The organism is Kosakonia sp. YIM B13588 (assembly GCF_042788165.1).
GTDB lineage: Bacteria > Pseudomonadota > Gammaproteobacteria > Enterobacterales > Enterobacteriaceae > Kosakonia > Kosakonia sacchari.
Genome location: NZ_JBHZPO010000003.1, coordinates 188,393 through 210,974, shown reverse-complemented (window position 1 = coordinate 210,974; position 22,582 = coordinate 188,393). Strand labels below are relative to the sequence as shown.

Here is a 22,582-nt window from a genome sequence, read left to right as displayed (position 1 = left end):
GCGGCCCATCATAAAGGCAAATACGACTTATGATAAGAAAAATACGGTCCAAAGGCGATTTTTGCGGTCCATTTCGCAGAAATACGGCCCATAATGGGCAGGCCAGCTCGGCTGCGCTTTCGGCTAATCTTTATTTTCTACGTTGCTCATTATGCCTCCGGGTTAGCCGTGATACTGCTCGTCGGTAACATGTTCAAGCCAGGTAACCGGGCTGCCGTTTAGTGATTCGGCAATGGCGATATGGGTCATTGCGTTGGTGGCTGTTGCGCCGTGCCAGTGCTTCACGTCTTCCGGGATCCAGACGATATCGCCCTGGTTCATCTCCTGGACAGCTTCGCCTTCGCACTGGATCCACCCTTTACCATGGGTAATAATCAGCGTTTGGCCCAGCGGATGGGTGTGCCACGCGGTACGAGCGCCTGGCTCAAACGTGACCGTCGCACCGCCAACGCGTGCGGGTTCGTCAGCTTTAAATGGCGCGTCGATACGTACGCGCCCGGTGAAATAATCTTGCGGCCCTTGCGCAGAGGGAACCGATGCGCTGCGGATGATTTTCATGTTGTTCTCCCGTGTTTGAATACGTTTTAAAGCGTAGTTGGCAGGCGAGAAATTGTTGCAGGCAGAAAGCGGCGGTTCGCGGCGAAAACCGCGACTGACACCGGTAATAAGCAAGGTTTCCTGCGCCCTATTCGCTCCAAAAGGAAAAGTGACAAGGCGATCATAATCCTCACCGACTACCGACACTATTGGGGGAAATCGGCATGAGCTTATGAGTAAAACTCATCAATGGCGGCGTAGCGCCATCATCGCGCTGGCAAGAGTAAACAGCGCCATGATCCACGCCATCGTCCACGGCGTTCCGTCGCGAAACCACGTCAGCAGCAGTGACGAGATAATACCGCTGCCATATTGCAGCGAGCCAATCAGCGCTGAGGCAGAACCGGCGATAGAGGGAACAGTGTCGAGTGCGGCGGCGGTTGAGGTGGCGGCGATAATGCCGTTCATCGAAAAGAACAGAAACACCGGAATGATCACCGCAGCAATACCGCCGAACTGCAACTTCACCGCCAGCGCCAGAGTTACCATTGCCAGCGCGGCAATCGTGACGGCAATTTTTAGTAACTTATCTAACGGATGGCGCTGCACCAGCCGCCGGTTCAGAAAGCTCACCCCCATTAGGCCGACAATATTGACGGCAAACAGCCAGCCATAATATTGCGGATCAATACCGTAATAGCGGATGTAAACGAACGGCGAACCGGTAATAAAGGCATAGGCAGAGACGTAGAAAAAGGTCACGCACAGCGTGTAACGCATAAACGCGCGGTTACGCAGCAGCGCAAGATAGTTACGAAACGCGCCCGGCAGCGAGGCTTTGGTGCGTTTTTCAGCGGGCAAGGTTTCCGGCAGGAAATAGAGCGAAATGAACATCAGCGCGCCAATCCCGGCCAGCAACCAAAAAATAGCGTGCCAGCTGGTGATTTGAATAATTTGCCCGCCCGCCAGCGGCCCAACGATCGGCGCAATCGCCATAATGATGGTTAACGTTGAGAGCATTTGCGCCGCGCGGGTGCGGGCAAACAGATCGCGGATCATCGCCCGCGCCAGCATCGGCCCGGTACAGGCACCAAAAGCCTGAAACACGCGCCAGAACACCATCTGATGGATTTCTGTGGAGAGCGCGCAGCCAGCAGAACCGATGATAAACAACAGCATGCCAATAAACAGCGGCGTGCGGCGACCAACCGCGTCGCTAATTGGCCCCCAAACCAGCTGCGCTAGCGCGAAGCCGACCAAAAAACCGGTGGTGGTCAGTTCGATATCGCCCTGGAGCGCTTTTGCCATCAAAGGCATCGCGGGCAGGTAAATATCCGTCGACAGGGAGGTAAAGGCCATCAGCGCGCTGAGGATCGCGAGAAATAGCGGCCCGTGGAGCTTGTTGTTCATAAGATCCTGATTAAGTTATGAAGGGAACGCCGACAAGGGCGGAACGGTATCTTAATCAGTGCGGCACAAATGATAACGCCATTAAATCATAATGACGTTATGAGCCAGATTCATGAATGGCGTTCACTGACTGTCATGGTGAAAATAACGGGTTGGCTGCTTTCATTGGCGTAATGGTGTGCGGTGTCGGTTAACTGGCGATGTCGACAATATCCGCGACAGCGTGGTACCTGCAATTGACCCGGTGGTGGATCTCTATAACGCCATCAGTCTGCGCTACGCTATTCCGGTCGGTGGTGTGAACATTGCGGCCTATCACGGCGCGCCACGTCTGACGATCGCCGACGGTACGGAGCTGTTCGACATGATGAAAGAGGGCGAGCTGGCGCACGAATCACCGGAGCCGGGGGAAGTTATCTGGCGTGATGACACGGGCGTAACGTGCCGCCGCTGGAACTGGCGCCAGGGCGTGCGTACCCGCCTGAGCGCTGCCGACAGCCAGATGTGGTTTATCCTCGAAAGCCTGCCGGAAATGCCGCTGGACGCATTATGTGAGGCAGGCGACGAACTGATCGCCGGATTGCAACGTATGATGCCGGGCTGTCGTGTTGAAAAAACCAGGCTCGGGTTTGATCTCTGAAGGGGGAAGAATGGATTTCACAGGATTGAGCGCCTTTCCGCTGTCGCCGCTGCGCGACGAACGGCTGGATGAAGCGGCTTACGTGAAGTTGATTGAACGGCTGCGTGTTGCCGGAGTCGATTCGATTGGCGCTCTGGGCTCGACGGGGTGCTACCCCTATTTCAGCCGTACCGAGCGGGCCAATGCGCTGCGCCTGGCGACGGAACACTCCGGCGCGGTTCCGGTGATTGCCGGGATTGGCGCGTTGCGCACGCGCGATGTGCTGTGGCTGGCGGAAGATGCGCAGAAAGCGGGCGTTAGCGCTGTGCTGCTGGCACCGGTCTCCTACCACGCCTTAACCGAAGAGGAAGTGTTCAGCCTGTTTGCCGCCGTTACGCGCGAACTCTCTGTGCCGCTCTGCGTGTACGATAACCCCGGCGCCACCCATTTCACCTTTAGCGACGAGTTGCTGCTTCGTATTGCCCAGTTGCCCAATATTGGCTCAATCAAAATCCCACCGATTTCCGCACCCGAGCGGGCTGCGCGCCTGCGCCCGCAAATTCCGCAGAGCATCACGCTGGGTATTAGCGGCGATGCCATCGCGGTTGACGGTCTTCGCGCCGGATGCGGCGTCTGGTATTCGGTACTCGGTGGGGTGTTCCCGCAAGCGGCGCTGGCTATTTCCCGCGCGGCACAGGCCGGAGATTTCACACTGGCGCGCGCCCACTCTGATGCGCTGCAACCCTTGTGGGATCTCTTTAAGCGCTACGGCGGTAGCCTGCGGGTGATGGCCACGGCGGCGGAACTGCTGGGTTTAGCGGGCGCATCGTGCTTGCCCGCGCCATTGCGGACGCTCACCGGCGATGCGCGCCGCGAGGTGGCGGAAGTGATTGAGCAACTGCGGTTAGCCTGATGATTACTCTTCGAACGTTTCTTTTTGGTTCGTTGCATGGAGTATTTTGTATATCCCATTGGTAAATTATCCTGTCTTTCAGTGTGAAATTTCACCAATGGAGGCGCATGTGGAAAAAACGACACTTTTCAAAAGCAACCGTAGTCAGGCCGTGCGTTTGCCAAAGGCAGTCGCGCTGCCGGAGGACGTGAAACAAGTCGATATCATTGCTGTAGGAAGAACACGCATCATTACCCCCTCCGGGGAGGCCGGGGATAGCTGGTTTGATGGTGAAAGTGTGTCACCAGACTTTATGGCTGCACGGGAGCAGCCAGGGGATCAAGACAGGGAAGACTTTTGATGCTCAAATTTATGCTGGATACGAATATTTGCATTTTCACTATCAAGAACAAACCTGAGATCGTCAGGCAGGCTTTTAATCAGCACAACGGGCAGATGTGTATCAGCTCTGTCACGTTGATGGAGCTGATTTATGGTGCCGAGAAATCAGCCATCCCCGAAAAAAATTTGCGTGTTGTGGAAGGGTTTATGGCGCGCCTGGAAGTTCTGCCATATGGTGTAGATGCTGCTGTTCATACAGGTCAGTTGCGTGCGGAGTTAGCCAGAGCTGGTACTCCAGTCGGACCATATGACGCCATGATGTGGCGCACATGCACGCTCACTGGGACTGGTACTTGTCAGCAATAACACTCGCGAGTTTGCCCGTATACCAGGCTTGCGTTTGCAAGACTGGACCTCGCATTAACCTGGAGATTACGCCCCCAGTCGTTTCGCCACGAAGCGGGAAATCGCCGGGCCGGTTATCAGCACCAGAATAAACCGCCCGGTCTGCATTGCCATCACAAACGAGATATCGACCTGGCTTGACGAGGCGATAATCGCCACCGTATCCGCGCCGCCGGGGCTGGTGGCAAGGTAGGCGGTAAGCGGGTCGATGCCGGCGAAGTGCACCAGTAACCAGGCAAAACCGCAGCACACCGCGACAAGCGTCAGCACCGACAGCAGCACGCGCGGTAGCGCGCGGGCAGCGTAGCAAACAATCTCCCGCGTAAAACGTAAACCGATACTCCAGCCAATCATCGCGTAGGAGAGCGCCAGCAACCACGGCGGCAATTCCAGCGTCAGCAAACCGGTATCTTCCACCATTATCCCCAGCGCTAACGTTATCAGCATTGGCCCGGACGGAATTTTGACGCAGCGGGCAATCAGGAAACCTGCGGCAATCACCAGTAATGTTCCGGCGAACGGCAGCCAGCGCACCGGGCCAAACAGGGTAAAGGTGGCGACCGCGTGATCCGCGCTCTCAGTGCCCATCCACATACGGGTCACCAGTACCGCGACCAGCGCCACGATCATCACCCGCAAATACTGCATAAACGCCACCAGGCGAACGTCCGCACCAAAACTCTCGGCCATAATCGTCATGGCCGCTGCCGCGCCTGGCGACGATCCCCAAATCGCTGTTGAACCGGGGAAAACCTGCAATTTCGCCATGATCCAGCCAAGAATGGCGCTGGCAAAAATCACGGAGAAAATACAGCTGATAAACAGCGGCCAGTCGGCGGCGATGCGGCCAAACACGGACGGCGGGATCGCATGCGCAATCATCGCGCCGACTACCGCTTGCGCGGCGGCGAAGCATTTTTTACTGACGGTAACAGGCCGGTTGAAGATGGCGAGAAGAATGCCGGAAAACATCGGGCCCAACAGAAGCGCTGCGGGCAGATGAATCAGTTCCATCACAGCAACGAAGAGCAATGAAAGACCGATTAGCTGTAACCAGTTGCGAAACCAGGGCGCATGTGTCGCCATCAGCGGCACTCCCTGCATGCCACAGCAGCGGCGGTAAGATCAATCAACGGCATAACGCTTCCCGAAAATAACGTGTTGAAAAGCAAGGTTGGGTCTTTGAATGTAAGTGTTCTTCACTATCCCTGCAAATGTGCTTTTCCTCACGGTAACATGGCTTAGCAGACCTTACTCTTCCCGTCGGAATTTGCGGTCAGTCTGTTCGCTGTTTTCAGCCATTGATAAGTGCAGCTCCACCTATTTGTTCTGCGTACTGTGAAGCGAGGCGGCTTTTTAACCAAAAATATTTATTTAAGAGGATATATTTTTTCTAATTCAACTATTTTCTGCTTTAGTAATAATTTGATTGGTATAGGCTATTCTAGCTATAGGTTTGGACATTTATGAAAAGTCCTAATCTATTGTGAGCCTTCTTGCGTTATGCAACCTTAATGGCTAATTTTTTATTACTCTGTGTTACTGTTGTTATTTGAAAAATAATAACTTCTTAATTTATTTACAAATTTAGATGATTTTAAATGTGGCGAAATTTATTGCCACGTTATTTATTATATTAAAGATAATGCTTCCAGGTGATTGAGTCATAAAACATTGCACCTCCCTAAGTGAAATTTATCTTCAGCACCCATTATTTCTCTTATGGATTAAATTGCTTTTGTTATGGATTTATTGGCTATGGCGGGTATCGAACGACTCAGTATGCTTTGGTGAAAACCAGGGGCGGTAGCATTTTTTTGCGACTTTATTTTTCCTGATTCACCCATTTCTCTTATTGCAAAACGCTATATAACCTTTTGAATTAACCGAAGGCATAATTTGTTTTCGTTATAATTCGCTGGCAAATAATATTTTCCGGAGGTTGGATATGTATGTCATCTCTCAGGATAGCTATTTTGTCATGGGCATGGATAAGCTGCTTAAAGCCATTAATCCGCATGCAACACACACGTTGGTTGCATTTGATCGGGGAGATGGAAAAATATTATTTTTTAGCATGAACTCATTGCTTTATATTTTAAGTGAAGAAAAAGGGTTTAATTCATTTATTTGCACTCGATTTATCTCTATCGATAAATCTTCATCTGTATCTTTGCTTCGGCATGAGATCAGAAAGATACTTAATTTCCTTAAGGGTCATGAGGATATATATTCCTTTCGCGAAGTCCATTTTAGCGCGACGGAGTATAAAATTATGCTGCGGTTTCTAGAGTACCAGTCCAGCGATACGATTTCGCAAGCATTGGACATCGATAAAAAAATCGTCAGTAATTACAAAAACGCGATACTGCGTAAACTCGGTTTAAACAGTATGGCGGAGCTTATTCATATTTATAATAACTGGAACGACTGTTTTTGTTGCTTCGAAGGAAAAGTCATGGCGGATGCGATATTTCTTCCCCGTATCGGGACGAATGAGCTAAAGATGATACGACGCGCGAATAAGCCTGCTTCAGAACCTGCGGTTTCGCCACTCTATTCTGGCAGTTTCTGCCACATCCCTGCGATAAGGGCAGGCCAGCATTATTTATTGACAACGTAGCAATAGTTTATTGCTTTTATTGCTGTTTATTCAAAACTCTTGTGCGCCTATCCTGCTTCGCATCAGGTTGTTAACCGCAACCACATTGACCGAATCAAGAAAGGATAAGCCACCATGTTATTTGATAAATATTCTCTGAATACGCTCGCGTTAACTAACCGGATTGTGATGCCGCCAATGACCCGCTCCCGTGCCGGAACGGGTGATGTGGCCACCGACATGATGGCGGATTACTACGCGCAGCGCGCCAGTGCCGGGCTGATTATCAGCGAAGGCACACAAATCAGCCAGCAGGGTCAGGGATACGCCTGGACGCCGGGTATTTACAGCGATGCGCAAATTGCTGGCTGGAAAAAAGTGACCGATGCCGTGCATCACGCGGGCGGCAAAATTTTTGCTCAGTTGTGGCATGTGGGGCGCGTTTCCCACACCGTTTTGCAGCCCGGTAACGCGGCACCGGTTTCCTCTTCGGCGATTCAGGCCGAAGGCGTAAAAGTGTTTGTCGATGTGGAAGGGCGCGGACCGGAAAATGGCGTGGGCGATATGGTGCAGCACTCCATGCCGCGTGCGCTGGCTGTGGATGAAATCCCCGCTATCGTCAACGATTACGCACAAGCGGCGCGTAACGCAATTGCTGCCGGTTTCGATGGCATCGAACTACACGGTGCGAACGGCTATCTGATTAACCAGTTTATTGATTCACAATCTAACCTGCGCGATGACGAATACGGCGGTTCGCTGCAAAACCGCCTGCGCTTTATGAAAGAGGTGGTGGAAGCCGTTTCGGCGGCGATTGGTAAAGAGCGCGTCGGCATTCGGCTTGCTCCGCTTACTACGCTGATGGGTTCACGCGATGATACGCCGGAAGCCACTTATCTCGCGGCGGCGAGCGTACTGAATGCGATTGGCATTGCTTACATTCACATCGCTGAAGCGGACTGGGACGACGCGCCGGTGATGCCTGCTGCGTTTAAAGAAGCACTGCGCATTATTTTCCACGGCACGCTGATTTACTCTGGCAAATACACGCCGGAGCGCGCCGAAGAAGCGCTGGCAAAAGGCTGGGCAGACTTAATTGGTTTTGGCCGACCGTTTATCGCTAACCCGGATCTGCCGTACCGCCTGCAACATAACCTGCCGCTTAACGAACCGATCAGAGAGAAATTCTTTGGCGGCGGCGCAGAAGGCTACCTGGATTATCCACTGCAGAAAGCGTAATAACGAACGGGGGCAAATGCCCCCGTTTTTGCGTGCTGCAAACCGCCGTCAGAAATCATAGGCATTAATAACTTTCATTAATGCCGCGTCATTCTTGTATTTTTCCCGCAGCGTTTTGAGCTGCACCACCGCTTTGCCGCAGGTGGCTTGCAGGCTGGCATCCAGCTCTTTCTGGCGCTGCTCGTCGAGATCTGAATCCTGCTCGCCGGCAAAATGCTCGCACTCTTCGGCAAGGTTGCGGAAATCCTGAACGTCTTTCGGCAACGGGGCGGCAGCAAAACTGCTGTTGAAAATAAAGGCGGTGGAGAGAATAAAAAGGAAGCGCTTCATCGGTTGTTGTCTGTGGAATTTCGAGGCGCTTATCTTACTCCTTAATAATGGTGATGCAGAGAGGGAAACGAACGACTTTTAACGCGTTTTTTGGAGTGCAATATTTAGCCGATGCTGCCGCTTTTTACCGCGTTCTTCCCACCGTAAAACAACTTACTGGTTGGTCTTTTTATTTCCTTCCGCCCCGGCAAATACAGCCCGTGGGCAGGCTGTTTTGGCATGCTGCAAATCGACAGGTTTCAGTCTGGCCGTGATTGCAGATACGCCTTTTTCATAACGTCCTTCACTTCCCTGAGCTGCTTGCGCGTTTTATCCAGCGCCGTCGCCAGCCACTCCTCTTTATCACTGTATTTCACCAGCACGATGCAGCCCTGCATCACTTTCACCAGAATATGTTGCCCGGTATTAAATCCGGCATCGCGTAGCCACTTGCCGGAAAGCGTGATGCTCGGTGTGCTCGCATCACCCTGATTCGGGCGATATCGCACAATTACGTTGTGCTCGGTTCCGGCGATGGTGAAGTCTGAGGTAGAATGCGGATCAGCCATTATCAACTCCTTGATAGTTGTGGATGGTTAGACGCTCCGGTTGTGTTGCTGCACATCGGGGCGTTGTTTACGAAATCCAATTTCATGTGGTAGGTACCACGTGAACATAACGTAACTGAAGTGGTACCTACCATGCAAGAAAAAAAGAAGCTAAATTTTGATCGAGCCAAAAGCACAATGAAAAACATCCGATTTGAGGATGATCTTTTGGAACAGATTGAGAAAGCGGCGGGAAAAGGCAATTTTAGCAAGTGGGTTAAAGAGGCTTGTAGGATGCGTCTTGAGGCAGAACACGAAAAAGAATAAAAGACGCTACTTTCTTATTCTAAGCGAATTAGAAAAAACTCATCCTTAATGATATTTCGTCTATAAATATATTGTTAAATATTAATGGGTAATTATTTTTAACGCCAGAAGTATACTGGCGTCAGTGAATAAAAAGATGAATTGCTAATTTGCTCGCCAATGTTTAATTAATCCCTCATGCGAAGCAGTTCCCATTTTTATTAACATAATCTGCAGTTTATCATTCGTATCATACCCTATAATTATATTGTCGCCTTCAGCAGCATTATCCATAACTTCATTTGGCGTAAAATAGAGCCGATACTCTGATCTCGACAGATGGGAAGTACGAGCGTCATACCAAGTAACTTGTGCCAGTTTTGAGATTTGTGATCCGCGTATAGAGAATTGTGCATCACATTTAAATTCATCTATACCTAATAAAGCTTTTAATTCTTTAACTCCATTAAACTCATGCTGGTGTGATTTTTCTGGATTTGCTTCTACAGATGATAATGTTTTGATGCAAGAGGCCCGAAAACGAATAGCAGCAGTCATATATTCATCCTTGTAAGAGTGAATCTGTAATTTATCAGATAATGTTGAATAGAAAATTGGCTGAATTACTGATATTTGGATCTATCTCACATAAATTTAGCTATATTTTGGGGGTTTAATAAATATAAGTATAGGGAATAAAGGATGTGTATTAATAAATTATTTGCATATGAGGTAGATGTTCATTTTGGCGGAGATCACAGGAGTCGCATTTGGTGATTAATCATGTTGAATTTATTGATTATTTTCCTATGTGGTTTACTGACATGCCCCCGATTATGCCCCCACATGTTTTCCTTAATGATCAGTTGGCTGATTTATGAGCGTTTCAAGCCAAGGTTGAACTGTGCCCGATGAACATCCAAAGATGTTATCCAGGGTTCTTGATCCTGCCAGGATAAACCCTTCTGGTCAATGCGCACCAGCTCGAATCGTTCCACAAGGAAATTAACAGCATCAGTAAGATTCACTCCAGCCTCTATATGTTCCTGAATCGTCGTATCGTTACTGAACGGTGTGTCGTTGATCGTGAGGCCGTAATGATGCTCTAAAATATACGTTAATAGTTTTTGCCAAACTTGGACAGGAGACAGGCGTGACGAAACCGTCACCGTTGCCGGTACAGTTGAAATATGCATGTGTTGAGTCCCTGATAAAAGAAGAGGAAGGTGTTATCTGGTTAGAGCTGACTGGGGATATATGGCAATGTAAACGTAGCCATGAGAGCCGAGAGTGTCAGCTTCACAAGTAAGTCCGTTGTGATGCCGTGTGACGCAGTGCTGGCTGCGAGGATCAAGCTCGCCAGCCGTCAGCATCCGCTCAAGCTGTTTCATCATCAGTGGAAATGCCTGGTCCAGACGCAAAGCTTCATCGTCACTGAATGAGCCATTAAATCCTGCCCGGTCAGCCAGAAAGTATAGGCGGTTGCCTTCCTGTACCAAGCGAGCGCCGAAGCATGGCGTGATATTACGTTTTAAACCCCACTGAAGGCAGGATGCGTTCTCCGCCGATGTGCCGGATAAGGTGGTCGACTGCATTAATATATTCCTTAATGACTGAGTGGGTTGATTAGTTCACTGTCACGCGTGCGCAGAATGGCGTACGGGCCTGCCCGGTCCTGACGACGTTCAACAAAAACAGCGAGAACGCCGCTGATATCCTGAACTTCACGTCCGTAGTAATGGCAGACACTGCTATGCCACTGGTAGTGACCTGTACAGAAGGCAGATAACTTGGATTCGGGATGCTGACGATAAATATGCATCGCCTGGCGCTTACTGATGATTTTCATTCTGCACCTCATAACAAGCCACATTCAGCAAAAGACACCACTTCGTTCCCGACCACAAGATGATCCAGCACACGCACTTCCACCAGAGCCAAGGCTTTAGCAATTCGCTGAGTGACATGTTTATCCTGCTGGCTGATTTCTGTCGTGCCGGACGGGTGGTTATGCGCCAAAATGACCGCAGCAGCGTTATGTTTCAGGGCTGATTTAACCACTTCGCGGGGATGCACTTCGGTATGGTTGAGCGTGCCGGTAAACAGTGTTTCTCGCTCCAGCAGGCAATGCTGATTGTCGAGATACATTACGATGAAGACTTCCCGTTCCAGGTGAGCCATCTGCAGTTGCAGCCAAGTTTTTGTAAGGCTGGTAGAGGTAAATGACTCACTCGGTTGACGCTGGTATTTCTCCAGCAGACGTAATGCTCGCTGGATGACACGCTGCTCGTTTGCAGGAAATACCGGGGATAAATTGATCGTAGACATGGTTGCTCCTTAGAAAGAAAAGCCCTTCCGAATCTTCGGAAAGGCGTTAAGGGAAAATAGTGGAAGAGATCATGAAGCAAGCTGCAGCATATTCTCAGCCATCACCCAGAGGGCCCGGTTGAGCTTCACATCACCGTCAATACCTTTCACTGCTCGGGTATGGGCGCGCTTTCCTTTGGTTGTTCTCCCCGATAGACCGCCTTTAATCAGGTTTTCCTGAATGCGCTGATAAGTGGTCCACAGGTCGTTACTCTCATCCTGCCAGCGGCGTGGGGAAAGTATCTGCGTCTCTGTCACCGGTTGGTGCTCCTCACCGAAGCGATATGTCAGCGCCGCTTTCGCCATAGCCTGCTGAGCGGGCGGTGGCAACAAAAGCGACTGCATGGAATCGCGTTTCTCTTCTACTCGGTCAAATATTCCCAGTACTTCGTAGGCCCCTTCGATGACTTTCTCTACTACGTTGCCTTTATGCGGCACGCGTACTTCGCCAAAACTCTCACCGCAAATCAGCCCATTTTGGCAAACTGCTCTGAATAACCCCGGTAGCATCTGATATGAGCTGGAGCCGTCGTGACTGTTCAGCAGAATAATTTCGGGAACCTGTTTGCCAGTAATCTGGCCTTCACGACGCAGGCGCAGCATGTGCTTCGTATGCTCTCGTTTGCTCTGGTCGCGGACTCTGGTTTGACACGCGAAGAATGGCTGGAAGCCTTCGCGTTGCAAGTTATCGAGAAGGGTAATTGTCGGGATGTAGGTATAGCGATCACTACGGGATTCATGCTTTTCTTCGCTGAAGACACTGGGCACATAATGGGCCAGTTCGTCGCGAGTTAACGGGCGGTCACGACGAACAAGGTTGACTGCACCAAAGCGGCTGGCTAAACAGGTCATAGTTGATTCCTTTTAAAACGGGCATAAAAGCCACTCCAGTAGAGTGGCATTGGATGGAAGATAAAATGTTCAGGGAGAGGCTGGTGGCTGGCTCTGCTGTGGCGAGAGTTCTCTGTCAGGTAATGCCGGTGGTATTAGCTTTTCGGCCTGGTGATGTTGTAATCGCTGCAGAATAAAGGGTTTACTGTACTGGAAGTATCGAAGACACCACTCGTATTTAACGACTCGCCTTATGTTCAGAGGTAAGCGTTCATACGCTTTGCTGCACACCGATAAAACAAAGGCATCATCATTGATTCTGTCCTCTGCTATTGCAGCCAGCCCTTTGATAAAGGAACGATTCAGCTTTTGTCGAGAGTTAGCTTCCAGGCGAGCTTCGGAAGGTGATAGTACGTCTGGTACAGGTGTTAGAACACAAACCGTGTTGCCTGATTGGGACTTTTCAGGCAAGCGTGGCGAGTTTTTTTATGAGTCTTATCAGGCTATAGGTCATCAGGCTGGCTCCCATTGTCTGGCATACGACCGACTTACTTCTCAGCAGAGTGAGGCCTGCGACGCTGAAAACAACGGGCCAGGTCAACCCAAATGATTCTGCATCTGGCGTTGTATCGTCCGGGGATTTTTTAGTTTTCATAGGTTGATCCAAAAGGCGTCCGGTATCGCAGGAAGCTTATACCGGACTAGAAGAGTAATTAGGGGAGATCGACTGAGGCTATTTCCTCAGAAGCGTTTGTGGGGCCACTGTAAACGCCGACGTATTCATTTTGAGGGAAGATAATTACTGCATTTTTCTTCGGGTCAAAAGAGCAACCATTTAATCCTGCAATTTCGGCGGTTTTCCCGGAGCTTGTGTTTTTAACAACCAGTTTGTTGTCAGCACAACTGCTACCTTTTACATAATTCACCACATAACCGTCCTGCTCTGCGACCATTTCTCCAGCTGCTGGTTTTGGCTCAGAGTTACTTTCTTTATTCCTACTTACGCGTTTGCTGTTGTAAGGAATATATTGCGCAGCATCATTCCGCATGGTCGGTGGATCATTGTTCAGACCGAGATATACAGGACAACTGGGGACACCCACCTCGCAACTCTTTTCGACGATAGCACGTGACGGCCAGCCTTTTGTGCCGATGTAAGCAGCACCGGTTTCATCAAGGCAGTAGGTTTCCTCCCATGTGTAATTTTTATTCTGACCCGGCATAGTGCGGGTCGTGACGAGACAAGTCAGAGCCTTAACCGGTTTACTGTCGTAGCGGATAAAGTTCTGTTCAAGGGGTGATGCTGCGTACAGCAAAGGAGATATGTTCGCAGCAGCAGCCTTGCTCTGTGCCTCAGCGCTAAAACCAACTTTGTTGTTGAGTTTTACGCTGACTGCCGCATCGTTCATTTCGCGAAGCATTTCACCGCCTCTATCTGTTAGAAAGAACGTGTATCGCTCTGGGTGAATATTACCGGGAATGGTGATGGCAAAACTTAGGGCCGGAAATGAAAGCACTGAGATAACAAATAAGCGTGAAATAAACTCTGTCATGATGACACCCTGAGGACGTTTGTCGTTGGCTCTGCTGGACGTATCTGAACTCCAGCAACGAGTGGTTAAAACAGCAAACTGTGCTGTTTTGAGAATTAGGCGAAGAAGGTGCTTAACGGCTGATGCAGTCCTGCCAGGTTACCTCTTTCAGCGCTTCCTGAAGACCTACAGTTTTGAACGGTTTGGACAATGGTTTTTTGGCTTCAGTGACTTCCAGCACTCCTTCATCACTGGTGTTTTTGAGCGCCATAAATGCAGCTTCGCCTAATTGATAGTGGGTTGAGTTGATGATCAACCCTGGCTTTTTCAGACCTGCCCCAGAAGAAATGGAATAGTTCTTTGCTGGGACGCTGTAGGTGATGCCCAGGTGGCCTCCGATGCAAGTGAAGGTAATGCGCTCACCAACATCATTGTCGGCATTAATACCAAATTCCATTCCGCTGGTATTACCAAACCAGTTACCCCACTGCTGTTCCTGAATGGTCGCGTGCGCAGCGGTGGTGAACAAAGTTGCACTGAGAAAGAGTGCAGAAGTGACCTTGAACATAGAGATTCCTTACTGTTGTTTTACAAACGAAAAATGGCCCTTTGCTGTACAAAAGGCCACCTGATCCTATGCATTTGAGAGAGAATGGGATAATCGTTACTACAGATCAGTTTCCAGGAATTGATCGTTATATTCTATTGATAAAACGATCGATTCCTCGCTATTAATAGTCAGTAACTATCACTGCTTGAGTATCGATCGGTGCAATAGATCAATGTGAAGAAGCCGCGCCAGTAATACATACTGGCACGGCTTCATGTGGGTAATATAGATGTGAAATGATCTGGAATACTTTCAAGGCACTTTTATGGGGTAATTTATACTAAGTTATAAGCTCACCAGTTGCCCACAGACTAATTCAGCTCCTGTAATTTATTTCTGATTATTTTTATTTTTTTTCTTTTACGGGTAAGGTATGTATCCTTGGCACGCTTAAACTGGTTATAAAGTTCTGGTTCCAAGAAGGTTCCTCCAACATAGAAAATCCAGACTGCATGGATAGCTAAATATGTTTCTCTTGGTGTCGATGGCTGAATGATCTCAAATGCATCATGCCAGCCAATTCTATTAATACTGGATAGAGAACTGCCATTTTCCGGAAAAAGGTCTATGGTTTTATAACTCACCTTTTTTATGCCACTTTCATGCTTTGAACTCTTGTCATTATCAGCGTCATTGTTAGGTGATTTATTGTAATCCTCCTGTGCCGTACTTTCTGACATATTCTTATTGCAGATGCCATATTTGTCGTCAGCAGAACATATTGAGAGTGAATAATCTTCAACAGATAATTTAATTCCCCCCTCTGGCGCTTCTGTGCCTTGACTGTAAACGCGCTTCCTCATGGATGGTTTATTTTTCATATAGTCCCAGGCCCACTGGCATAGACCTGTATTTTCCACGGGGATATTTAACTTACGTTTTGCTTTAAACTTAACATCCCATTGAGACCTTATGTTTTTTATAAATGATAATTTATCAATGAAGTATGATGGAACTAGATCCATGAAATACAGGATAGAGTTATAACGTTCTTTGTGGGATGCGGGATGTACATGCAGCGAGTTTATTTCTGAAAGAAAAGGTTCCGATGCAATTGCATGCTGATTCTTTTGGCTAAAATTATCAAGACCTGATAGGTCAACCAGAGAATGCACATTGCTAAATTTTTGTGGCGCAACCTCCTGTTGAATATTGAGCATTTCAGAAGATAGCTGAGGATAGTATTTTTTAATACTTAACCAAACAAAATAACAAGCATGCTCATTTTTCCTGAACCATTCAAACTCTGATTCTGGAAGAAGTGAGTCAAGAAAAATTTCTATTTTTCTTTCATAATGAAGTATAGCATCAAGGACACCTGAATAATAGTCGCTGATAATTTCAGATAATAGTAAAGAGGCATCCCGTATATTCATTCGGTAAATTGAATTTATTCTTTTCATGTTTTTTAGAGGTGAGAAACGGTAGCGATCGACCATAGGTTTATTTTCCATTACAAACCAATAAAAAACGGATAGTTCTCTTTTTGTTTTTATTTTTAGCCTGTAATCCTCATTCTTTCCTTTGCTTAAACTCATCTTTTACCTCTTTGAATGCCGGACTCAATTTACAGCATATCCATTATTTTTATACTGATAATAGTTGTAGTGTATTGCATAGTCAATAAGTAGATTTTTCGTAGTTTTTTTGTAGTGTTTTTTTTGATGAAACGTGCAGTAATAGTGACAAATTACATAGAAAGTAGCTTTTTTTAGACAGGGGTGTAAGGAGAGTTTCCTTATCGCCATAGTGAAAGGCCATAACCTGTCCCTGTATGCTTTCAGTAATGACTCTTCAACCACTATGGAGACTCTCCATAGAAATGTAAAACCATACATACCTGACCTATCCATTTGAAAGGATGCCGCCCGGCGTCCTCATGTTAAATTCTTTTGGAGAAGTCATGAAAGAGATTGATCTTTATAAAGACCGGTTCGTTGATATGGTTTTCATTACCGAGCTGACCAGTCTGTCTGATAAGTGGTTTTATAAAATGGCACAGCAAGGGAAATTTCCAAAACCTATAAAGTTTGGCCGCAGTTCCCGCTGGATTGAACGTGAAGTAAAAGAATGGTTAGAAGCCCGCATTAATGACTCGAGAGCATAAAGACAATTAAAGATAGTGATAAAAAGGTCACTAACTTTACACCATGCTTTTATACTTGCGTGCCTTGTTGCTCATGGGTTTTATGTGATTTATAAAGACGGTTTATTTATTATTGTATTTAATGCATTATCAATCGGTCATTAATGCACTCAATCATCAAACAATATCACCCCATATAAGCACTTTATACCCATCTCATTGAGGTGTTATACACTTATACTTTGTTATCACACAGACACTACCTCTGATATAACTATTCATACTGAATATTAGACAAAGACACTCATCCAATAACCACACTAATACATTGCCGGTCAGCAATGGCTGACCGGTCTCAGAGAAATACATTATGGCCTTACCAGAATCATTCCTGTTATCTCATGCTGAATATCACATTGAGAATAATACTCCCTATGTCACCATATCCGATGACAATGAATTCAGACTCAGATTAGAACAACTGGATAGTTGTCTTAAAACTATCAGCAGAGGACGTAAGTTACCTTTCGCTATTCTGTATAACCGTTCAGGATACAAAGAGAGCGCTGAGTCAGTCACCATTCTTGATGCCATCCGTTATCTTAATATGTTGCCACAAGATGCAATGAAAGTACGAATAGCTAATCCACGTATAGCTACCTTCCAGCGTCTATTTACTGGCGCCAATTTATATTCGCGTGTCCATAACGGGAAAATAGCAGGGGCAGACACTGTTACCACAGCAGAAATGCTGAATAAGCTGATACAGGATTACCGGTTTACTGTGAGCCAGGCAGGATTTAAAAAAGCATGCAGAAAGTATCAGAGGGCTTCGGTTAAAAATCTTAAGGGAGTGATGAATTACATCAGACATCTGCAGGAGCGTCATTCCCGGCTGCTGGTCTTGCGGGTTGATTTATCATGGGCAAATGAACACAAAGCTGATATCACTGCTGATGATGCCCGTAAGCACCGTCAGCAGCTGTTTCGCAATATGCAAAAGAATCCAATGTTTCGCCATGTCCTCGGGACGGTATGGAAACTGGAATATGGCCCACAACGTAAATTTCATTACCACATGCTATTTATCTTAAATGGTAATAAGGCACAACAGGATGGCGTGATTGCTCATGCTTTCGGGAGATACTGGAATGAAACTATTACTAAAGGTAAAGGCATGTTCTACAACTGCAACGCTTACAAAGAGCGTTATGAGGACTGCTGCCTCGGCAAACTGAAACGCGGTGACAGTAGTAAGGACAAGGGGTTACTTAAGGCGCTAAGTTACATCACCAAAATCGATGCCTGTGCACGTCTGGTTCTTCCGGGTAATGCCAGAACCTTTGGTCGCGGAGAAGTACGTTCATTGAAAAAAAGGAAGAGAGCATAAATATGCCGGTAAACCTAACCTGTTGTAACAGTCGGTAATGCTTCCTTCCCCCCTTCTATCTACAAAGCCAGCTAACCATGCTGGCTTTTTTCATTTGTTACGGAGTTCATGATGAATTACTTCGTCTTAGCCACTCACGCCGTCACCGTAGATGGTGAATGGGTTACACCAGAATCTGTTCAACAGGTTGATTTTGATTCATTGCTTTGTATTTACTGCAAACTGCAGATCGGTGTTCAGTTTAATCCTCTGACATCTACAAAAACGTTTGTGCACATACCGAGGCATATCAACAATGTTGCTCGGCTTAAAACATGTCGATTTAACAAGCTCCAAACAGTACCAGAAGAAACCTCGCCAAAAACTATCCCGCCTCCAGAAATGCGCCTTCGACCTACTAACACGACGATACGGCAATGGCGATGCTGCTGGTGCGATACTCACTGGCATGGGGACAAGGTTTGTCCGAAATGTCGCGACTTGATTTATGTGTTAGAAGTTTAAGAGACAGTTTCGGTCGTTAGAGTTCGTAGGTTAAATCTGAGCGTGCCGACATCTACCATTGCCTCTCTTTTACCAGGAAAGGAAATTAGGTATATTTCTACAATTCCGGAAATATAGAAATGAGATGCAAATGGAGCTTTCAAAAGCAGCAGACACTCTGAAAGAGCTGGGACATCCTACACGACTGAGCGTGTACAGAGAGCTGGTTAAAGCCGGACATGAAGGTTTACCGGTTGGCGAACTGCAGAAGCGGCTCGACATCCCTGCCTCTACGCTGAGCCATCATCTCTCATCGCTGATATCAGTTTCTCTGGTACGCCAGGAACGTCAGGGCAGAACGCTCTTTTGCCATGCTCGATATGAAAATCTTGAGGCTCTGATTGCCTTCCTGACAGAAGAATGCTGCTCAGGAACTGACGACTGCCTCACCATGCCCCAGAAGACGGAGAAGTAAAATGACAGGTGATCTTAAGAATGTTGATTCGGGTTTGTTCGACACCTCAATCACAGAGGCAAGATTCGGCGTTCCTGCCGTTCCCCATCCTCCACGTATCCTCATGTTGTACGGCTCTGTACGCGAACGTTCCTACAGCCGACTGGCAACTGAGGAAGCTGCAAGGCTGCTGACTGCCATGGGCGCAGAGGTGCGGATCTTCAATCCTTCTGGCTTGCCTCTTCCTGATGATGCGCCTGATTCGCATCCTAAAGTCATGGAGCTGCGTGAGCTGGTTCGTTGGTCCGAAGGCATGGTGTGGTGCTCACCTGAACGCCATGGTGCGATGACCGGCATCATGAAGGCTCAGATTGACTGGATACCACTTTCGGAAGGCGCTGTTCGCCCTTCTCAGGGTAAGACGCTGGCCGTTATGCAGGTCTGCGGTGGCTCCCAGTCTTTCAATGCCGTAAATCAGATGCGCATTCTTGGCCGCTGGATGCGGATGATCACCATCCCGAATCAGTCCTCCGTGGCAAAAGCCTGGCAGGAGTTTGATGAAGATGGACGAATGAAACCATCGTCTTATTACGACCGCATCGTGGATGTGATGGAAGAACTGGTGAAATTTACTCTGCTGACAAGAGGTAGCTCAGCTTATCTCGTCGATCGCTACAGCGAACGTAAAGAGTCTGCAGAAGAACTTTCCCGGCGGGTTAATCAGAGCAAAATCTGAGGGCTAGGATGAGTGATGTAACGGCATTCAACAACTGCATGAGCGCGTTATGGCGGCAACATGAAGCCGAACTCTCTCGCTTCCTGACATCGAAGACAGGTGATAGCGAAAAAGCAGCAGACCTTCTGCAAGAGCTATTCCTGCGTGCCCGCGCTCATTCAGACAGTTTCTGCGAGATGGAGAATCCGCGAGCCTGGCTATATCGGGCGGCGAGGAATCTGCTGATTGATGAGTACCGCACCACCAGGGAGTTTGTTGAGCTGGAAGAAGATGCCCCATTAACAGACGTATCCCCTGATGCAATCTCAACGCTGGATATTTGCCTGCCTGAAACATTACAGGCTTTACCCGAAGATGAGCGATGGTTGATTGAAGAGTCCGACCTTAACCGGCGTCCCCAGCAGTCTCTGGCCGATGAACTGGGAATCACGCTTACGGCGTTTAAATCCCGTTTGCTTCGAGCCAGAAAGCACCTGAAAGAAACGATGACAGAACTTTGTCAGATTGAGGCGGATGACACGTCTCCCGTCTGCTGCCACAAAAAAATGAATTAATCGCGCATCTTTTTCCCGTCACCTTCGTTTACTTCAGTGTAAAGCCAAATGACTAAACACTGAGGTAAACAGTCCATGTCAAAAATTGAGATCTTTGAAGCAGCAGGCTGCTGCGCAACCAGCAGCGTTGTGGTCAGCGACAATGCCGTCAAATGGAACGCCAACGCCGAATGGGCGAAAAAGAATGGCGTTGATATTCAGCGCTACAGCCTTGCGAAGAACCCACAGCAGTTCCTGAATACCCCCGTCATCAAAGAGTTCCTGAACACATCAGGAATGGAGTCCCTCCCCGTCACCTTGCTCGATGGGAAGCTCGTGATGGCAGGCAAACTCCCGACGCGTGAAGATATCGCCCGTTGGTCAGGTATTCCGCTTACTCAGGACTGGAGTGAAGACAACACGCAACCACGCTGCTGCAGCATTCCACGTATGCCTTAATTCCAGAGGAGCTATTACTGATGAATATTCCATTTTTAAAAGACATTCCCCCGTTCATCTTCTTCACTGGCAAAGGTGGCGTGGGTAAAACATCTCTGGCCTGTGCTACTGCGGTATGGCTGGCCGATCAGGGTAAGAGAACGCTTCTGGTGAGTACCGATCCGGCTTCCAATGTCGGCCAGGTCTTTAGCCAGACTATCGGCCACCGAATCACAGATATCAGCACCGTAGAAAATCTTGCCGCGATGGAAGTTGATCCGATGGCTGCAGCACAGGCTTATCGTGACCGCGTACTCGACCCGGTTCGCGGGCTGATGCCAGCCGATGTGGTCAGCAGTATTGAAGAACAGCTCTCTGGCTCATGCACCACGGAAATCGCTGCGTTTGATGAGTTTACCGGTCTACTGACCAATCATGAGCTGCGGGAAAAATATGACCATATCGTATTTGATACCGCGCCAACCGGTCACACCATCCGCATGCTTGAGCTGCCGGGAGCCTGGAGCGGTTATCTGGAAGCGAACCCCGATGCCGCCGCTAACCTCGGGCCGCTGGTGGGGCTGGAGAAACAACAGCACCAGTACTCAGATGCGGTTAAGGCGCTCTCTGATGCTGCACTCACGCGTCTGGTTCTGGTTGCCCGCGCCCAGGCTTCGACACTGAAAGAGGTTTCCCATACGCATGATGAGCTGTCTGCTATCGGTTTGCGGCATCAACACCTTGCCATTAATGGTGTGTTGCCGCCATTTGTGGGTGAAAATGATCCGCTGGCGCAAAGTATTTTAGCTCGGGAGGAAAAAGCGCTACTTGCTATGCCAGAGAATCTGGCGAACCTTCCCCGCTCGCAGCTGTATCTGAAGCCATTTAATCTGGTCGGTCTCGAAGCCCTGCGTGGGTTATTTACAGAGAGCGAAGCCTCGATGTCTCTCCCAGCTACCACGCTGAACACTCTGGATTTACCAAAACTTGCCTCGCTGGTGGATGAACTCAGCCTGACAGGTAAAGGTCTGGTAATGACGATGGGTAAAGGCGGGGTCGGCAAAACGGCTGTTGCAGCATCGGTGGCGGTATCTCTGGCAAAACGCGGTCATAAAGTCCATCTGACGACGTCAGATCCGGCAGCACATCTGTCTTATACGCTGGATGGCTCGATACCAAACCTTCAGGTCAGCCGTATTGACCCGAAAGTAGAGCCTGAACGCTATCGTCGCTTTGTTCTGGAAAATCAGGGGAAAGGGTTAGATGCAGAAGGGCTGGCGGTGCTGGAGGAAGATCTCCGCTCACCATGTACTGAAGAGATCGCCGTCTTCCAGGCATTCTCGCGGATCATCAAAGAGGCAGACGATCATTTTGTCATTATGGACACCGCGCCAACGGGTCATACGCTTCTGCTACTGGATGCAACAGGGGCCTATCACCGGGAAATGGTGCGCCAGATGGGGCAAACACATGACCATGTGATGACACCAATGATGCAATTGCAGGACCCGGAGAAGACGAAGGTGATTATCGTGACGCTTGCCGAAACGACACCTGTACTGGAAGCAGCAAACCTGCAGCAGGATTTGCGTCGGGCTGAAATTGAACCATGGGCATGGGTAATCAATAGCAGTCTGGCTGCTGCGAAACCGTCCTCACCGTTCCTGGTAACCCGAGCCAGTCGCGAACTGCCGCTGATAAATGACGTTACAGAGCAGTTTGCAAAGCGTATTGCATTAATACCACTGCAGAACGAAGAACCAGTGGGTGCGGCTCTGCTGGCAAAAATGGCAGGCTAATAGATGGGGCTGCGGCCCCATCTTCTGTAGCCAAACTTTTGCTTATACAGATTATAAGCTTAAGTGCTTAACCTGCTGTCGCGAATTTCGGTAGTTTGTAAAACACCATTACTG

The 22,582-nt window shown here is 48.5% G+C and carries 27 protein-coding genes and 2 pseudogenes; 15 read left to right on the top strand and 14 right to left on the bottom strand.

What is annotated here, in order from left to right; all coding sequences use genetic code 11:
• Positions 1-162: 162 nt before the first annotated feature.
• Positions 163-558, bottom strand: coding sequence for a cupin domain-containing protein (locus ACFX4U_RS08485; protein ID WP_200551167.1), 396 nt, complete (start codon positions 556-558; stop codon positions 163-165).
• A 225-nt stretch (positions 559-783) separates the two neighbouring features.
• The gene (locus ACFX4U_RS08480) at positions 784-1,947 is read right to left on the bottom strand and encodes a multidrug effflux MFS transporter (RefSeq protein WP_313508147.1); all 1,164 of its coding nucleotides are present in this window, start codon (positions 1,945-1,947) and stop codon (positions 784-786) included.
• A 211-nt stretch (positions 1,948-2,158) separates the two neighbouring features.
• On the opposite strand from ACFX4U_RS08480, the pseudogene ACFX4U_RS08475 reads away from it, so the two are divergent.
• The 4 genes and pseudogenes from ACFX4U_RS08475 to vapC all read left to right on the top strand — a co-directional run.
• A pseudogene (locus tag ACFX4U_RS08475) lies at positions 2,159-2,587 on the top strand (B3/4 domain-containing protein); the annotation flags it as partial.
• Between the two features lie 10 nt (positions 2,588-2,597).
• Positions 2,598-3,479: a dihydrodipicolinate synthase family protein gene (locus ACFX4U_RS08470; protein ID WP_313508146.1), complete on the top strand. Its 882-nt coding sequence runs from the start codon at positions 2,598-2,600 to the stop codon at positions 3,477-3,479.
• Positions 3,480-3,588: 109 nt separating this feature from the next.
• On the top strand, positions 3,589-3,819 hold the full coding sequence (gene vapB / locus ACFX4U_RS08465) for a type II toxin-antitoxin system VapB family antitoxin (RefSeq protein WP_313508145.1): 231 nt from the start codon (positions 3,589-3,591) through the stop codon (positions 3,817-3,819).
• A pseudogene (gene vapC, locus ACFX4U_RS08460) lies at positions 3,819-4,224 on the top strand (tRNA(fMet)-specific endonuclease VapC). The gene vapB and the pseudogene vapC overlap by 1 nt, the downstream one beginning before the upstream one ends.
• Before the next feature lie 8 nt (positions 4,225-4,232).
• Here the strand turns inward: vapC and ACFX4U_RS08455 are convergent.
• Positions 4,233-5,291, bottom strand: a complete 1,059-nt coding sequence (locus ACFX4U_RS08455) for an AbrB family transcriptional regulator (RefSeq protein ID WP_313508144.1) — start codon at positions 5,289-5,291, stop codon at positions 4,233-4,235.
• Between the two features lie 862 nt (positions 5,292-6,153).
• Between ACFX4U_RS08455 and ACFX4U_RS08450 the strand changes: the two genes are divergently transcribed.
• Together ACFX4U_RS08450 and ACFX4U_RS08445 are read left to right on the top strand one after the other, a co-directional pair.
• The gene (locus ACFX4U_RS08450) at positions 6,154-6,828 is read left to right on the top strand and encodes a LuxR C-terminal-related transcriptional regulator (protein WP_305734660.1); all 675 of its coding nucleotides are present in this window, start codon (positions 6,154-6,156) and stop codon (positions 6,826-6,828) included.
• 114 nt (positions 6,829-6,942) lie between these two features.
• Positions 6,943-8,046 (top strand): alkene reductase, encoded by a 1,104-nt coding sequence (locus ACFX4U_RS08445; RefSeq protein WP_313508143.1) that lies wholly within the window; start codon positions 6,943-6,945, stop codon positions 8,044-8,046.
• A gap of 48 nt (positions 8,047-8,094) precedes the next feature.
• Here the strand turns inward: ACFX4U_RS08445 and ACFX4U_RS08440 are convergent, their stop codons facing one another.
• Positions 8,095-8,376 carry a hypothetical protein gene (locus ACFX4U_RS08440; protein WP_200551176.1) on the bottom strand — a complete coding sequence of 94 codons (282 nt, stop codon included), beginning with the start codon at positions 8,374-8,376 and terminating at the stop codon, positions 8,095-8,097.
• A gap of 239 nt (positions 8,377-8,615) precedes the next feature.
• Entirely contained in the window at positions 8,616-8,924 is a 309-nt protein-coding gene (locus ACFX4U_RS08435; protein ID WP_020455769.1) for a SymE family type I addiction module toxin, read from the bottom strand.
• A gap of 132 nt (positions 8,925-9,056) precedes the next feature.
• On the opposite strand from ACFX4U_RS08435, the gene ACFX4U_RS08430 reads away from it, so the two are divergent.
• Positions 9,057-9,230 carry a YlcI/YnfO family protein gene (locus ACFX4U_RS08430; protein WP_313508142.1) on the top strand — a complete coding sequence of 58 codons (174 nt, stop codon included), beginning with the start codon at positions 9,057-9,059 and terminating at the stop codon, positions 9,228-9,230.
• A gap of 144 nt (positions 9,231-9,374) precedes the next feature.
• On the opposite strand, the gene ACFX4U_RS08425 is transcribed toward ACFX4U_RS08430, so the two are convergent.
• From ACFX4U_RS08425 to ACFX4U_RS08385, 9 genes are all read right to left on the bottom strand, one after another.
• Positions 9,375-9,767 (bottom strand): type II restriction endonuclease, encoded by a 393-nt coding sequence (locus tag ACFX4U_RS08425; RefSeq protein ID WP_313508141.1) that lies wholly within the window; start codon positions 9,765-9,767, stop codon positions 9,375-9,377.
• Positions 9,768-10,084: 317 nt separating this feature from the next.
• Complete coding sequence (locus tag ACFX4U_RS08420; RefSeq protein ID WP_126498987.1) at positions 10,085-10,405, bottom strand: TA system toxin CbtA family protein; 321 nt, start codon at positions 10,403-10,405, stop codon at positions 10,085-10,087.
• Positions 10,406-10,438: 33 nt separating this feature from the next.
• Positions 10,439-10,804, bottom strand: a complete 366-nt coding sequence (locus ACFX4U_RS08415; RefSeq protein WP_125372192.1) for a type IV toxin-antitoxin system YeeU family antitoxin — start codon at positions 10,802-10,804, stop codon at positions 10,439-10,441.
• 11 nt (positions 10,805-10,815) lie between these two features.
• On the bottom strand, positions 10,816-11,058 hold the full coding sequence (locus tag ACFX4U_RS08410; protein WP_126498988.1) for a DUF987 domain-containing protein: 243 nt from the start codon (positions 11,056-11,058) through the stop codon (positions 10,816-10,818).
• Between the two features lie 8 nt (positions 11,059-11,066).
• Positions 11,067-11,537 (bottom strand): DNA repair protein RadC, encoded by a 471-nt coding sequence (gene radC / locus ACFX4U_RS08405; RefSeq protein ID WP_126498989.1) that lies wholly within the window; start codon positions 11,535-11,537, stop codon positions 11,067-11,069.
• 69 nt (positions 11,538-11,606) lie between these two features.
• Positions 11,607-12,428, bottom strand: a complete 822-nt coding sequence (locus ACFX4U_RS08400) for a DUF932 domain-containing protein (protein WP_126498990.1) — start codon at positions 12,426-12,428, stop codon at positions 11,607-11,609.
• A 692-nt stretch (positions 12,429-13,120) separates the two neighbouring features.
• Positions 13,121-13,960: a hypothetical protein gene (locus tag ACFX4U_RS08395; RefSeq protein WP_063448361.1), complete on the bottom strand. Its 840-nt coding sequence runs from the start codon at positions 13,958-13,960 to the stop codon at positions 13,121-13,123.
• Positions 13,961-14,072: 112 nt separating this feature from the next.
• Positions 14,073-14,507: a hypothetical protein gene (locus ACFX4U_RS08390; protein ID WP_126498992.1), complete on the bottom strand. Its 435-nt coding sequence runs from the start codon at positions 14,505-14,507 to the stop codon at positions 14,073-14,075.
• Positions 14,508-14,860: 353 nt separating this feature from the next.
• Entirely contained in the window at positions 14,861-16,087 is a 1,227-nt protein-coding gene (locus ACFX4U_RS08385) for a hypothetical protein (RefSeq protein ID WP_380217915.1), read from the bottom strand.
• Positions 16,088-16,452: 365 nt separating this feature from the next.
• Between ACFX4U_RS08385 and ACFX4U_RS08380 the strand changes: the two genes are divergently transcribed.
• From ACFX4U_RS08380 to arsA, 8 genes are all read left to right on the top strand, one after another.
• Positions 16,453-16,656, top strand: coding sequence for an AlpA family transcriptional regulator (locus ACFX4U_RS08380; protein ID WP_126498994.1), 204 nt, complete (start codon positions 16,453-16,455; stop codon positions 16,654-16,656).
• Between the two features lie 349 nt (positions 16,657-17,005).
• Positions 17,006-18,025, top strand: coding sequence for an inovirus-type Gp2 protein (locus ACFX4U_RS08375; RefSeq protein WP_126498995.1), 1,020 nt, complete (start codon positions 17,006-17,008; stop codon positions 18,023-18,025).
• Between the two features lie 108 nt (positions 18,026-18,133).
• A complete protein-coding gene (locus ACFX4U_RS08370; RefSeq protein ID WP_129996982.1) occupies positions 18,134-18,529 on the top strand; it encodes a putative zinc ribbon protein in 396 nt (131 codons plus the stop codon).
• A 130-nt stretch (positions 18,530-18,659) separates the two neighbouring features.
• Complete coding sequence (locus ACFX4U_RS08365) at positions 18,660-18,983, top strand: helix-turn-helix transcriptional regulator (protein WP_025760241.1); 324 nt, start codon at positions 18,660-18,662, stop codon at positions 18,981-18,983.
• Between the two features lies 1 nt (position 18,984).
• Complete coding sequence (arsH, locus tag ACFX4U_RS08360) at positions 18,985-19,698, top strand: arsenical resistance protein ArsH (RefSeq protein WP_023305188.1); 714 nt, start codon at positions 18,985-18,987, stop codon at positions 19,696-19,698.
• Positions 19,699-19,706: 8 nt separating this feature from the next.
• Positions 19,707-20,252, top strand: coding sequence for a sigma-70 family RNA polymerase sigma factor (locus ACFX4U_RS08355; RefSeq protein WP_126498997.1), 546 nt, complete (start codon positions 19,707-19,709; stop codon positions 20,250-20,252).
• Between the two features lie 75 nt (positions 20,253-20,327).
• Positions 20,328-20,690 carry an arsenic metallochaperone ArsD family protein gene (locus tag ACFX4U_RS08350; protein ID WP_063448276.1) on the top strand — a complete coding sequence of 121 codons (363 nt, stop codon included), beginning with the start codon at positions 20,328-20,330 and terminating at the stop codon, positions 20,688-20,690.
• A 20-nt stretch (positions 20,691-20,710) separates the two neighbouring features.
• A complete protein-coding gene (arsA, locus tag ACFX4U_RS08345) occupies positions 20,711-22,468 on the top strand; it encodes an arsenical pump-driving ATPase (protein ID WP_380217919.1) in 1,758 nt (585 codons plus the stop codon).
• Positions 22,469-22,582: the final 114 nt, after the last annotated feature.